General features: G+C 44.4%; 14 protein-coding genes and 1 pseudogene (1 of these 15 running past the window's edge). 1 reads left to right on the top strand and 14 read right to left on the bottom strand.

What is annotated here, in order from left to right; translation table 11 throughout:
- The 12 genes and pseudogenes from rpsQ (CKO50_RS16180) to rpsJ form a co-directional block, all read right to left on the bottom strand.
- A pseudogene (gene rpsQ / locus CKO50_RS16180) lies at positions 1–157 on the bottom strand (30S ribosomal protein S17); its annotated part reaches 24 nt to the left of the window's first position; the annotation flags it as partial.
- Between the two features lie 285 nt (positions 158–442).
- A complete protein-coding gene (gene rpsQ, locus CKO50_RS16175) occupies positions 443–691 on the bottom strand; it encodes a 30S ribosomal protein S17 (RefSeq protein WP_095728989.1) in 249 nt (82 codons plus the stop codon).
- Entirely contained in the window at positions 691–882 is a 192-nt protein-coding gene (gene rpmC / locus CKO50_RS16170) for a 50S ribosomal protein L29 (RefSeq protein WP_058031280.1), read from the bottom strand. The genes rpsQ (CKO50_RS16175) and rpmC overlap by 1 nt, the downstream gene beginning before the upstream one ends.
- Entirely contained in the window at positions 882–1,295 is a 414-nt protein-coding gene (rplP, locus tag CKO50_RS16165; protein ID WP_095728988.1) for a 50S ribosomal protein L16, read from the bottom strand. Before rplP ends, rpmC begins: the two co-directional genes overlap by 1 nt.
- A 13-nt stretch (positions 1,296–1,308) precedes the next feature.
- Entirely contained in the window at positions 1,309–2,010 is a 702-nt protein-coding gene (rpsC, locus tag CKO50_RS16160; RefSeq protein ID WP_010376374.1) for a 30S ribosomal protein S3, read from the bottom strand.
- Between the two features lie 12 nt (positions 2,011–2,022).
- A complete protein-coding gene (gene rplV, locus CKO50_RS16155) occupies positions 2,023–2,355 on the bottom strand; it encodes a 50S ribosomal protein L22 (protein ID WP_010376375.1) in 333 nt (110 codons plus the stop codon).
- 12 nt (positions 2,356–2,367) lie between these two features.
- Positions 2,368–2,646 (bottom strand): 30S ribosomal protein S19, encoded by a 279-nt coding sequence (rpsS, locus tag CKO50_RS16150; protein WP_010376377.1) that lies wholly within the window; start codon positions 2,644–2,646, stop codon positions 2,368–2,370.
- A 16-nt stretch (positions 2,647–2,662) separates the two neighbouring features.
- On the bottom strand, positions 2,663–3,487 hold the full coding sequence (gene rplB, locus CKO50_RS16145; RefSeq protein ID WP_010607737.1) for a 50S ribosomal protein L2: 825 nt from the start codon (positions 3,485–3,487) through the stop codon (positions 2,663–2,665).
- A gap of 17 nt (positions 3,488–3,504) precedes the next feature.
- Positions 3,505–3,807 carry a 50S ribosomal protein L23 gene (rplW, locus tag CKO50_RS16140; RefSeq protein ID WP_095728987.1) on the bottom strand — a complete coding sequence of 101 codons (303 nt, stop codon included), beginning with the start codon at positions 3,805–3,807 and terminating at the stop codon, positions 3,505–3,507.
- Positions 3,804–4,406, bottom strand: a complete 603-nt coding sequence (rplD, locus tag CKO50_RS16135; RefSeq protein WP_088529602.1) for a 50S ribosomal protein L4 — start codon at positions 4,404–4,406, stop codon at positions 3,804–3,806. Before rplD ends, rplW begins: the two co-directional genes overlap by 4 nt.
- Before the next feature lie 17 nt (positions 4,407–4,423).
- Positions 4,424–5,059, bottom strand: coding sequence for a 50S ribosomal protein L3 (rplC, locus tag CKO50_RS16130; RefSeq protein ID WP_010376387.1), 636 nt, complete (start codon positions 5,057–5,059; stop codon positions 4,424–4,426).
- A gap of 27 nt (positions 5,060–5,086) precedes the next feature.
- A complete protein-coding gene (gene rpsJ / locus CKO50_RS16125) occupies positions 5,087–5,398 on the bottom strand; it encodes a 30S ribosomal protein S10 (RefSeq protein ID WP_010376390.1) in 312 nt (103 codons plus the stop codon).
- 469 nt (positions 5,399–5,867) lie between these two features.
- Here rpsJ and plsB point away from each other — a divergent pair, with 469 nt between their 5' ends.
- Entirely contained in the window at positions 5,868–8,294 is a 2,427-nt protein-coding gene (gene plsB / locus CKO50_RS16120; RefSeq protein ID WP_095728986.1) for a glycerol-3-phosphate 1-O-acyltransferase PlsB, read from the top strand.
- Positions 8,295–8,343: 49 nt separating this feature from the next.
- Here plsB and CKO50_RS16115 read toward each other — a convergent pair whose 3' ends face one another.
- On the bottom strand, positions 8,344–10,416 hold the full coding sequence (locus CKO50_RS16115) for a TRAP transporter fused permease subunit (RefSeq protein ID WP_095728985.1): 2,073 nt from the start codon (positions 10,414–10,416) through the stop codon (positions 8,344–8,346).
- Between the two features lie 36 nt (positions 10,417–10,452).
- Positions 10,453–11,469, bottom strand: coding sequence for a TAXI family TRAP transporter solute-binding subunit (locus tag CKO50_RS16110; protein ID WP_095728984.1), 1,017 nt, complete (start codon positions 11,467–11,469; stop codon positions 10,453–10,455).
- Positions 11,470–11,768: the final 299 nt, after the last annotated feature.

The following is an 11,768-nucleotide window of genomic DNA, read 5'->3' as shown; positions in this document are numbered from 1 at the left end:
TTCAATCACGTCAACTAGCGTCCAAGATTTTTTCTTAGAGATTGGCGCACATTCGCGAATAGTCACGACGTAACCTGTGAGTAGCCGTGTTGTTTTCATCGTGTGCGTGCAACTTAGTTGTACGCTTGATGCTTTCTTTCTATAAAGAGTACCGTAGATCGGGTGGTTATACCAATTACACTAAGTCTCCAATCAATTTGAAGGGTGAAATACCATATTAGCGTCGTTAAAAATTTCTCATTTAGAACAACTAAATAGCAAAATTTTTGCCTAGCTACTAAAGCTATTTCTCCGCTTCAAATTGCTCATTTACCTAATACAATTGGTATTAACCTGACGTTCGATGGCTATTTATAAAAATTATCCAGAAACGCAAAAGCCCCAGCTAATGCCGGGGCTTTATNAAAAGTCTAATTTAGTTAAAAACTAAAATTAAGCTTTCTTAGGACGNTTCAATCACGTCAACTAGCGTCCAAGATTTTTTCTTAGAGATTGGCGCACATTCGCGAATAGTCACGACGTCACCTGCTAGTGCCGTGTTGTTTTCATCGTGTGCGTGCAACTTAGTTGTACGCTTGATGAACTTACCGTAGATCGGGTGTTTAACCTGACGCTCGATAGCAACAACGATTGATTTGTCCATTTTATCGCTTACTACACGACCTTGAAGAGTACGGATCTTATCGCTCATTATGCACCTGCCTTCTGGTTAATAACCGTTTTAACACGCGCAATGTTGCGACGTACTTTTCTCAGTTCGTGAGTTTGAGCTAGCTGACCAGTGCTCGCTTGCATGCGCAGATTAAACTGCTCACGAAGTAGCTCTAGAAGTTCAGCATTTAGCTCTTCTACGCTTTTGTCTTTTAATTCGCTAGCTTTCATTACATTACCGTCCGAGTTACGAAAGTTGTCTTGAATGGTAGTTTACGAGAAGCAAGGTTGAATGCTTCACGAGCAAGCTCTTCAGAAACACCTTCCATTTCGTAAAGAACTTTACCAGGCTGAATTTCAGCAACCCAGTATTCAACAGAACCTTTACCTTTACCCATACGAACTTCAAGCGGTTTTTCTGTAATTGGCTTATCTGGGAATACACGGATCCAGATTTTACCTTGACGCTTGACGTGACGTGTCATAGCACGACGAGCTGCTTCGATTTGACGAGCAGTCATACGGCCACGGCCAGTCGCTTTCAAGCCGAAAGAACCGAAGCTAACTTTGTTACCGCTGGTAGCCAGACCACGGTTGCGGCCTTTGTGTACCTTACGGAATTTTGTACGTTTTGGCTGTAACATTAGTCGCTACCTCTTACTTAGCACTTTTTTTAGCTTTCTTCGGCGCACGTTTAGCTGGCTTCTCTTGCTCTTGAACTAGTGGAAGACCACCAATTACTTCGCCTTTGAAGATCCAAACCTTAACACCGATGATACCGTAAGTGGTCAAAGCTTCTGAAGTTGCGTAGTCGATATCAGCACGTAGAGTGTGTAGAGGTACACGACCTTCACGGTACCACTCAGAACGTGCGATTTCAGCACCGCCTAGACGGCCGCTTACTTCAACTTTGATACCCTTAGCACCTAGACGCATTGCGTTCTGTACTGCGCGCTTCATAGCACGACGGAACATAACACGACGCTCTAGCTGAGAAGAAATACCGTCAGCAACTAATTGTGCATCTAGCTCTGGCTTGCGTACTTCTGCGATGTTGATTTGCGCAGGTACACCAGCAAGCTTAGTTACAGCTTGGCGAAGCTTTTCAACATCTTCACCTTTTTTACCGATAACAACACCAGGACGAGCTGTGTGAATTGTTACACGGATTGATTTAGCTGGACGCTCGATAACGATCTTAGCTACAGAAGCACTTTTCAATTCCTTAGTAAGGTATTGACGTACTTTGTGATCGCCAAAAAGCTGTTCAGAGAAATCTTTTGTATTCGCGTACCAAGTAGATACCCAAGGCTTTGAGATACCTAGGCGAATACCAGTAGGATGAACTTTTTGTCCCATTACTTATATCTCCTAGCTATCCGATACCACAACAGTGATGTGGCTTGTACGCTTAAGGATGCGGTCTGCGCGTCCTTTAGCACGTGGCATAATACGTTTCATTGTAGGACCTTCGTCTACAAATACTTTAGCCACTTTAAGCTCATCAATGTCAGCACCTTCGTTGTGCTCCGCGTTCGCGATAGCAGACTCAAGTACTTTCTTAACTAATACAGCCGCTTTCTTCGGGCTGTACGCCAGGATTTCTAGCGCGCGATCAACCGGAAGTCCACGGATCTGATCTGCCACTAGACGTGCTTTCTGCGCCGAACCAGAGGCGAATTTGTGTTTAGCTAATGCTTCCATCATACCCTCCGATTAACGCTTCTTAGCTTTCTTATCCGCAGCGTGACCGCGGTAAGTACGTGTAGGTGCAAATTCACCCAGTTTGTGACCGATCATTTCGTCTGTGATGAACACAGGAACGTGCTGACGACCATTATGGACAGCGATGGTCAATCCGATCATGTTAGGTATGATCATTGAACGACGGCTCCAAGTTTTAATTGGCTTCTTGTCACCGCTTTCCAACGCTTTCTCTACCTTCTTCAGCAAGTGTAGGTCAATAAATGGACCTTTCTTGAGAGAACGTGGCATGGCAATTCCTCAACTATTATTTAGTACGACGACGTACGATAAACTTATCAGTACGCTTGTTCTTACGAGTCTTGTAACCTTTAGTAGGTACGCCCCATGGAGATACAGGGTGACGACCACCAGAAGTACGACCTTCACCACCACCGTGTGGGTGGTCAATCGGGTTCATGGCAACACCACGAACTGTAGGACGGATACCACGCCAACGATTTGCACCAGCTTTACCTAGTGAACGTAGCATGTGCTCTGCGTTACCTACTTCGCCAAGAGTCGCACGACAATCAGACTCAACCTTACGAACTTCGCCAGAGCGAAGACGTAGTGTTACGTATTGACCTTCACGAGCAAGGATCTGTACGTAAGCACCAGCAGAACGTGCAATTTGTGCACCTTTGCCAGGTTTAAGTTCAACGTTGTGTACAGTAGAACCTACAGGGATATTACGCATAGGTAGTGTGTTACCAACCTTGATTGGTGCATCAACACCAGATTGGATTGCATCACCTGCTTTAAGACCCTTAGGTGCAATAATGTAACGACGCTCACCGTCTGCATATAATACAAGAGCGATGTTTGCGCTACGGTTTGGATCGTACTCTAGACGCTCAACTTTAGCTGGAATGCCATCTTTTGTGCGTGTAAAGTCGATTACACGGTAGTGCTGCTTATGACCACCACCGATGTGACGAACCGTGATACGACCGTTGTTGTTACGACCACCTGATTTAGAGTTTTTCTCTAATAGCGGAGCGTAAGGCTTACCCTTGTGTAGATCAGGGTTAACCACTTTAACGACGTGACGACGACCCGCAGAAGTTGGTTTACACTTTTGAAGTGCCATAATTCTAACTCCCCTTATTACTCGGCGCCGCCGACAAAGTCTAGCTCGCTACCTTCTTTAAGAGTAACGTATGCTTTTTTCCAATCGCTACGACGGCCAAAACGCATACCAGTACGCTTTGTCTTACCCTTAACATTTAGAGTGCGAACACCAGTTACTTCTACTTCGAAAAGCTTTTCAATAGCAGCTTTGATTTCTGCTTTGTTTGCATCTTTAGCTACTTTGAAAACGATAGTGTTGTTTTCTTCAGCAGATACAGTGCTCTTCTCAGAGATGTGTGGAGCAAGGATTACTTTTAAAAGACGTTCTTCACGGATCATGCTAGCGCCTCCTCAAGTTGCTTAACAGCAGCAGCAGTAATCAGAACCTTATCGAAAGCGATTAGGCTTACTGGGTCGATGCCAGCTACGTCACGCGTGTCAACCTTGTACAGGTTACGTGCAGAAAGGAATAGATTCTCATCTACTTCTTCAGTCACGATTAGTACGTCTTTAAGCTCAAGTTCTTTAAGCTTAGCTACTAGTTCTTTAGTCTTTGGTGCTTCTAGACCAAAGTTTTCAACAACTACTAGACGATCTTGACGAACAAGCTCAGAAAGAATGCTCTTGATCGCACCGCGATACATTTTACGGTTAACTTTTTGGCTGTGATCTTGCGGCTTAGCTGCAAAGCTCACACCACCGCTGCGCCAGATTGGGCTGCGGATTGTACCAGCACGTGCACGGCCAGTACCTTTTTGGCGGAATGGTTTCTTACCACCACCGCGTACTTCAGAACGTGTCAGTTGAGCTTTAGTACCTTGACGAGCACCTGCTGCATAAGCAACAACTACTTGGTGTACTAATGCTTCGTTAAACTCACGTCCAAAAGTAGCTTCGGAAACTTCAAGCGCGCCAGCGCCTTTAATTGCTAATTCCATCACTAAATCTCCAGGACTTATGCTTTAACAGCTGGTTTAACGATAACGTCACCGCCGATAGCGCCAGGTACTGCACCTTTAACTAAAAGCAAGTTACGCTCTGCGTCAACACGTACTAGTTCAAGGTTCTGTGTCGTTGAACGAACATTACCCATTTGACCGGCCATTTTCTTACCTTTGAAAACTTTACCAGGAGACTGGTTTTGACCGATTGAACCAGGAGCACGGTGAGATAGAGAGTTACCGTGAGTTGCGTCTTGCATGCTGAAGTTCCAGCGCTTAACACCACCTTGGAAACCTTTACCTTTTGAAGTACCAGTAACGTCTACTTTTTTCACTTCTGTGAAAAGTTCAACAGTTAGCTCTGAACCTACTTCAAATTCACCTTCACCGCCGTTAAGACGGAATTCCCACAGGCCGCGACCCGCTTCAACGCCAGCTTTAGCGAAGTGACCCGCTGCTGGTTTGTTTACACGGCTTGCTTTTTTCTCGCCTGCAGTAACTTGAAGCGCGTTATAACCGTCAGTTGCGTCAGATTTGATCTGCGTAACACGGTTAGGAGTCGCTTCGATAACTGTCACAGGGATAGATACACCATCTTCAGTGAAGATACGTGTCATACCCACTTTACGACCGACTAGACCTAATGCCATTTTCCTAAAACCTCTCTAATCTTCCGATTAACCCAGGCTGATTTGAACATCAACACCAGCAGCAAGGTCTAGGCGCATTAGAGCGTCTACAGTCTTGTCAGTTGGTTCTACGATGTCGATCAGACGTTTGTGGGTGCGGATTTCATACTGATCACGCGCGTCTTTATTTACGTGCGGAGAGATCAATACTGTGAAACGTTCTTTGCGCGTAGGTAGTGGGATTGGACCACGAACCTGTGCACCAGTGCGCTTCGCTGTTTCCACGATTTCCGCCGTTGATTGGTCAATCAAACGGTGGTCAAAAGCTTTTAGGCGAATACGAATGCGTTGATTTGACATTCTTAAACCTCAAAATAAAAAGAGCATTTAAAAAGAGCATAAAAAAACGACCGAGACTAACTCAATAATTCCTGAGAAGTCGGTTGTTAATTTATTTCTACCATTGAACTCGCAATTGGAGTTCCTGTTCATAGGGCCTGAAATCCAGACCTTTCATTTACTTTCCTAGACACTATGGTCAAGAAAGTCTGCATATTATAGTGATATTGGTGATAAATGCAACAACTAATACAAAGTAATTTTATCGCTCGGATCCGTAGGCGCTGTCGCGCAGATAAAGCGCATTGAACATACACAATATTTCACTCACAAAAAGCACTTAGAGCAAAATTCACTCTACTCAAGCATCTGCTTCTGTTAATCTTCCATGGATATATTGCGGCAGGAAAACATGGATGACACCTTTGTAAATGGTCAGTCCAGTTAAATCTTGATATTCTATGGTTAATGATAATTGTTCGGTATTCCCATGCAGATTTTTTCTTATTTGCTAACAGCCATCGCTCGCTGTAGCAACTGGCTTTTTGTTAAAAGTAAAGTATTGCCAGAGCATCCCATTGAGGATTACGAGCTAGATCCCAGCATTCCCACATTTTATGTAGCGAGACTCGACTCGGTATCAGACATGATAGCGCTAGACGTTATGTGTAAAAAGCTTGGTTTACCAAGGCCGTCTCAAAAAGCGCGAATCGGCAATAAAGAGCTCAATCGTTTTGTTGGGATCCAGACTCCGCCAAGTGTCTTTGGTAATAGTCATAAACCAAGTGATGCGCTTGAACATAGCAAAGCGATTTTTGAAGCCTTAAAAGATAACGACAATACCGATGCGCAGGTTATTCCGGTCACCATATTGTGGGGTCGTAATCCAGGTAAAGAAAAGCCAGGTGTGGGAACCTTATTATCCAACTCATTAACACCGAGCTGGCTACGCAAATGCTTTGTGATCTTGTTTTCAGGCCGGGATAACTTTGTTCGATTCTCCCGCCCGATTGAACTTAATCAATTGTTAAACGATAAAGCAGATGTTGAGGAGCTACCACATAAGCTACTGCGCGTTGCACGTGTGCATTTCCGTCGTCAAAAATTGGCCGCTACCGGCCCCAAACTGCCATCACGTGAGCAGCTATTTAATTCTATCTTAGCGTCGCAAAGCATTAAAAAAGCCATTGCAGACGAAGCAAAGGCAAAAGGTCTAAGTCAGGAAGAAGCGAGATTACAAGCACTGAGGTTATTGGACGAAATAGCCGCGAACTATTCAGACGCCATGGTACGTGTAGCTGACAGGGCCCTCACTTGGCTGTGGAACAAGCTTTATAATGGTATTGAAGTTAATAACTCAGACAAAGTACAAGCACTTGCGGACAAAGGACACGAGATAATTTACGTGCCATGTCATCGTAGCCATATGGATTACTTGCTTCTAACTTACGTGATTTACCACCAGGGCTTAGTACCACCGCATATCGCAGCTGGCGTTAATCTCAACTTTTTCCCTGCGGGCCCGATTTTCCGTCGTAGTGGTGCCTTCTTTATTCGCCGCTCTTTTTCGGGCAACAAACTCTATTCCGCGGTATTCAAGGAATATTTAAGTCAGTTATTTATCAAAGGGTATTCCGTTAAGTTTTATACCGAAGGCGGCCGCAGTCGTACCGGTCGTCTACTACCACCAAAAACGGGGATGCTGGCAATGACACTGCAATCTATGCTTCGCGGCATTGATAGACCTATATCATTAGTGCCCGTTTATCTCGGCTACGAACATGTTATGGAGATCAACACCTACCTCAAAGAGCTGGCTGGCAACAGTAAGAAAAATGAGTCTATCTTTGGTATTTTTAAGGCGATTAAGAACCTTAAAAACTATGGTAGAGGGTATTTAAATTTTGGCGATCCGATATCCGTCAACCAATTTTTAAATGAGCATCAACCAGATTGGCGTGATTCTATCCACCCCACCGAAACTCAAAAGCCAGCTTGGCTGAACAAGCAAGTTGCCGATCTCGCTGATGTCATCATGACTGAGATAAATAACTCAGCAGCACTGAATTCAGTTAATTTACTTGCGACAATTTTGCTGAGTAACGAGCAATTTGCATTGCCTAAATCACAACTGCTACAACAGCTCGATTTGTATCTTGGACTACACAGACATGCACCTTATCACGACAATGCGACGGTGCCAGATTCGAGTCCTGAGGGCCTACTCGATCATGCGCTTAAGCTTGATAAGTTCGATATTATTGAAGACAGTTTTGGCAGCATCATTAGTGTTAAGGAAAAAGAACGCGCTCTGCTTAATTATTACCGTAACAATATTCTGCACCTGTTTGCCGTACCAAGCTTAATCGCTCAGCAGCTCTTCAATCGCTACAGCTTGACTGTTGATGAGTGCCGCAAAGAGGTAGCGCTGTTGTATCCCTTGTTTGCAAAAGAGTGGTTCTTAACAGACCTAAAGACTGGATATATAGAGTCTATTTTTGAATACTTTGCGGCTAAGGATCTGATCACTTTTGATGGTCACCTTGCCTCAGTTAACAAAGATGGTAGCGCATTGGCACAATTAGAAATGCTAGGTAAAGTGATCCACTTAACGCTTGAGCGCTATGCAATCACGATTAACCTCGTTAAGCGTCATCAAGGATTAAGTCGTAGCGAGCTTGAAAAAGAAAGTGCACTTCTTGCCGACCGACTAGGAACTTTACACGGTATCAAAAGCCCAGAGTTTTTTGACAAAAAAGTGCTCAGTGCGTTTGTTACTAGTCTAAAAGAGCAAGGCTTTATAGAACAAGATGAAGCCGCGGGCATTCGCGGTACAGAATCACTACATACTTTAGAGCAGTACTTAAAAGCCCTGCTACCTGCTCGAATACATCAGTCTATTCAGCATATCGTCTAATATCATAAGGCCCCAATTTAGGGGCCTACTTTATGGTGCATAGCAAAGCTTAAGTTAGACGATTATCTACTACTTGCTTTGTAACAACAGCAATAACACATAGTGCCGCCGCTATATCTACCGAGATCATTTGATGCGGCCAAACTAAAGCGATACCTAAAAGCGCTAACACCATCCTGATTGGTTTACTAAGCTTCGCCTCCGCATAGCCATATATCGCTGCTACCAAAGCGTACATCCCCACAAGCGCAGTGAAAAAAACCTGCATGATCTCAAAGTTACTCCCCCCGATAAACGGCGTATAAGCAAACAGTAAGGGAACTATGTATAGCGCTTTGGCCGTTTTCCATGCTTCTATACCTGTTGCCATCGGCGGTGTTTTGGCAATTCCCGCGGCGGTAAAAGCGACCAAGCATACCGGCGGTGTCACATTGCTATCTTGCGATAACCAAAAAATAATCATATGGGCAGAGAGTAGCATCATGGCTAAATGCGTGGCATCAAATTGGCTACTGCGAATAATATCAACAGCCTCTGGCGGCAAGCTTGCCAAAATAGTAAACACTTGAGCCGCGGTAATATTTGGCTGGTTGTATATCTCACCTAGTGCTGGTGCCATCATACTCATCATCATCGTCGCAGTGTCATTNACTATGATCTCTACCAGTGCTGACTGGCTGATCAAGCCATACAAAGCCGGTGCAGAAAGCGTTGCCAACACAATATATGATGCCGTCACGGGCAGTCCCATACCGATAATTAACGAGGCCAATGCAATCAATATCAACAACAGTATCAAGCTTGCTCCCGCCCATTCATTTATCATTAGAGAAAATGTAACCCCTAAGGAGCTGATCGAAATACAATTCACCAACATGCCAATGGCCACCAATAATATTGCTGTCTTAGCGCTGTTTTCAGTTGTATTTGCAAGCGCAGCCAAAACCTTTGACCACTTCATCGGCGAATGTGAAAACAAAGAAAATAGACACACACTGAGCGTCGCAATACTGACTGCATAAGTTGGCGTAAAGCCATAAATCATCAATGTTACGAGCAACACGATAGGTAATAAATGATGCCAACCGGACTTCAGCTCTTGCCAAGCACTCAATTGCTCTGATTCTAATGCTGGCTGGATATTCAAACGCTTAGCTTGAATACGTACAAAGATGGCGATAGATGCGAAATAAAGCAGAGCGGGAACAAAGGCCGCCGCAATTATCGTAAGATAAGGAATTTGAGTATAAGAGGCCATCACAAATACACCGGCCCCCATAATCGGCGGGATCAGCTGACCTCCCGTCGATGCTCCGGCTTCAACTGCTGCCGCAAACTTTGCAGGAAAGCCTGCTTTTTTCATTAATGGAATGGTAATCACCCCAGTCGCCGCTGTATTCGCGATAGCAGAGCCTGATACTGAGCCCATCATACCCGAGCTCACGACAGCAACAAGTCCTTGTCCGCCAACCATGCGACCAACAAGCGCATTGGCAAAGCGAATGATAAAATCCCCTGTTCCTGCTTGGACTAGAAATGCGCCAAACAGGATAAACATAAAAACAAACGTCCAAGAAATTTTAGCAATAGGTCCAAACAAGCCGTCATCAAAGTAATTGCGAAACAAAATAGTTTCTGCGCTTAAACCCGCAAAATGAAACACGCCATCGATATACTGTCCCAAAAACAGTACATAACTCATCGCCAGTAGGATCATCATCGGGATAAACCAGCCCATACAGCGCCGGACCAACTCAAGCGCGAGGAGTACAGCGGTGGAAGATGCTATCCAGTCAGCCGTAGCAAATTCATAATTACGCGCAGCTAGCGCATCACTGTACAGAACAAGATAGCCACAGCTAACGATTAAACCGATAAACAGCCCGATATCAATCACGCTAGAAAGCACTGCTAATTTACCAACTCTAAGTGGCAAGGTGAGCAAGATAATGCTACCAAATAGCATGAAATGAATGGCTGAAATATAGTTATCCGGCCAAGTGGCGACCAAGTTAAAATAGAGGTGCAACAGACTCGTGAGTATCGCTAAATAAAAAGCGATCCGCTCACGAGCTGCTGTTGGTGCTGCTAATGTGCTTTGCTCATTGCTACTATTACTCATTGATAGATACTATCCCGTTTTACTTAGTTGGCGGCGTTACTGCAGATGAGCAGGTACGGCAATACCTATTTCTTTATAATACTTCAGCGCACCGGGATGTAGCTTAGCAGGCAGTCCCATGAGTGCCTTTTCTATCGCCATGGCTTTAGTCGCTTTATGGATGGTTTGAAGAAAGACTAAATTTTCATAAATTGCCTTGGTGAGCAGATAGACATCTTCCTCACTCATGTCTTTATGTGCAGCAAGAAAGTTTGGCTGGGCAATCGTTTTAATTGCGTTAGTTTGGCCGGGGTAAGTGTTAGCTGGGATCTCGAAGCGTGACCATAGCTCTACATCAGCGTTGACTTTATTTAGCTGCTCATCAGTAAAATCCAGCACTGTGATACCATTGGCATCGGCTGCATAAGCACTTGTAATAGCGCTGACAGGTACGCCTGCTGGAATATTCATTCCCGCAATCTGACCATTTTGTAGGGCGCTAGAAGAGCCCGCGTAACCTTTATGCACCAAAGTGAATTTGTCACTATCAACGCCCAGTGCAGCCATGATGTGCTTCCCAGAACCTTCCGTTCCAGAGTTACGCTTACCAATACCAAACCCCTGTGAATATAGGTTTTTCAAATCTGAGACGTTGCCCGTTTTGACATACTGCTTAGCAATGACAAAATGCTCTACGTTTTGCCACAGCATAGTCACAGAACGCAGATAATCTTGTTTGCCAACGGCTGCTATTGCCCCCGTCCCCTGCGTCGCCCACGCACCGTAAAGACCCTGTAGAATAGCCAGTTCAGCTTCTTTATTACGCATGAGTTTGAGGTTATCACCAGAACCAGCAGAGGTAATTGCCGACACGCTCATACCGTGCTGTGGCGTGACCTTTAGCTTAGTTAGTGTCGCAATTGCGACGCCTACTGGGTAAAAAGTGCCACCAGATGAGGCTGTCGCCAAAATATAGGATCTGTCCTTATCTACATTGGCAAAGCTTGCAAAAGTACATAGTGACATTGTGATACTGAGCACAGCAGAAATTGTTCGAGCCGAAAGACCTAACATCTTTACACTCCCTAATTTTAGGTTTTATATGGACTTATTGTGCACACCTTTACGCAATTAACCAAATTTTTACGTGACTGGTGGCAGGATACAATATATAGAATAGGGAGATTAAATGGTGAGAATATGGATTTTAAGCTGTCGAAAGCAAATATAAAAACATTATCGGGTTGTTCATTATAAACATCACAACGACAAACATGATGCTTTTATATGAGAACGACCCTTTTATTTGTCGCGATATAAAATCGCTGCTACAAGGTATTAAAAAAGTCTGTACGCCTTATCGGAGAATGACC

This window comes from Pseudoalteromonas sp. HM-SA03 (assembly GCF_002289345.1).
Classification (GTDB): Bacteria; Pseudomonadota; Gammaproteobacteria; order Enterobacterales; family Alteromonadaceae; genus Pseudoalteromonas.
The sequence above is the reverse complement of the archived record's forward strand: the minus strand, read 5'-3'. Positions and strand labels throughout refer to the sequence as shown.